Raw genomic sequence first — 1,234 nt, 5'->3', positions numbered from 1 at the left:
TGCTCCAGCCTGATACCACTCATTTTTCATCAGTTGTGCTGGACCTTGCCCCAGCCTGACACCACTCATTTCTCATCAGTTGTGCTGGACCTTGCTCCAGCCTGATACCACTCATTTTTCATCAGTTGTGCTGGACCTTGCCCCAGCCTGACACCACTCATTTCTCATCAGTTGTGCTGGACCTTGCCCCAGCCTGACACCACTCATTTCTCATCAGTTGTGCTAGACCTTGCCCCAGCCTGACACCACTCATTTCTCATCAGTTGTGCTGGACCTTGCCCCAGCCTGACACCACTCATTTCTCATCAGTTGTGCTGGACCTTGCCTCAGCCTGACACCACTCATTTTCATCAGTGATATTGGACCCTGTGGGAGCGGGCTTGCCCGCGAAGGCCGCACCGCCACTTCACAGCCAAGCACTGTCCCAATGCGGATAATCACCAATGTGGTCCACCAGCTCGGCACGCACAGGATTATGTGCAATGTATTCGGCCACGGCGCGCACGCTTTCCTCCTTGCGCAGCGCACGGTCCTGATACCCAGGCTGCCATATCGGCTGGCACTCAATACCCGTCTTGCGCAAGGCCATAGCTGAGCGTGACTTGAACCTGCGCATCAGTGTGCCCAGCGTCACAGCCTTCAATTCGAACAGCCAGTGCACATGGTCCGGCATAACTACCCAGGCTAGAGATTGACAAGCATGCTCAAGATCGGCCTGGCGCATCTGCTGGACCACCAGCCGAGCTCTGTGAAAGTCACGAAAAAGCGGATTGCGCTGGGAGGTGACGGTGGTCAACAGATAGCGTCTGCCTGGCTCGGAAAAGCGACCACGGCGAAGTAGATAGGACTCGGCGAGGGACATTTGGATCTTCCTTGAAAGTGAATACCTCCTGGAAAGTAGCGGCTCACATGGAGGTCGCGAGTGCTTGATGGTTTCTGGATGTGGCAAGGGTTGGCTGTGGCTGTGCTGGCCTCTTCGCGGGCAAGCCCGCTCCCACAGGTATTGTGGGGTTCTCGAGATAGCGAGGTGTCTGCTGGCTTGATGGTTTCTGGATGTGGCAAGGGTTGGCGGTGCTTGTGCTGGCCTCTTCGCGGGCAAGCCCGCTCCCACAGGTATTGTGGGGTTCTCGAGATAGCGGGGTGTCTGCTGGCTTGATGGTTTCTGGATGTGGCAAGGGTTGGCGGTGCTTGTGCTGGCCTCTTCGCGGGCAAGCCCGCTCCCACAGGTATTGTG

Annotated in this window: 1 protein-coding gene; it reads right to left on the bottom strand. The window is 56.8% G+C overall.

Features of this window, described 5'->3' with window-relative positions:
* Positions 1-406: 406 nt before the first annotated feature.
* Positions 407-862, bottom strand: a complete 456-nt coding sequence (locus ACI2JX_RS23590) for an REP-associated tyrosine transposase (RefSeq protein WP_404691102.1) — start codon at positions 860-862, stop codon at positions 407-409.
* Positions 863-1,234 lie beyond the last annotated feature (372 nt).

Origin of the sequence: Pseudomonas sp. NPDC088890, assembly GCF_044900155.1 — a bacterium.
GTDB classification, from domain to species: domain Bacteria; phylum Pseudomonadota; class Gammaproteobacteria; order Pseudomonadales; family Pseudomonadaceae; genus Aquipseudomonas; species Aquipseudomonas urmiensis.
The sequence above is the reverse complement of the archived record's forward strand: the minus strand, read 5'-3'. Positions and strand labels throughout refer to the sequence as shown.

What these genes read in the sequence shown, in the direction of transcription:
- ACI2JX_RS23590 (WP_404691102.1), bottom strand. Translation starts at nt 862, where the DNA reads ATGTCCCTCGCCGAGTCCTATCTACTTCGCCGTGGTCGCTTTTCCGAG.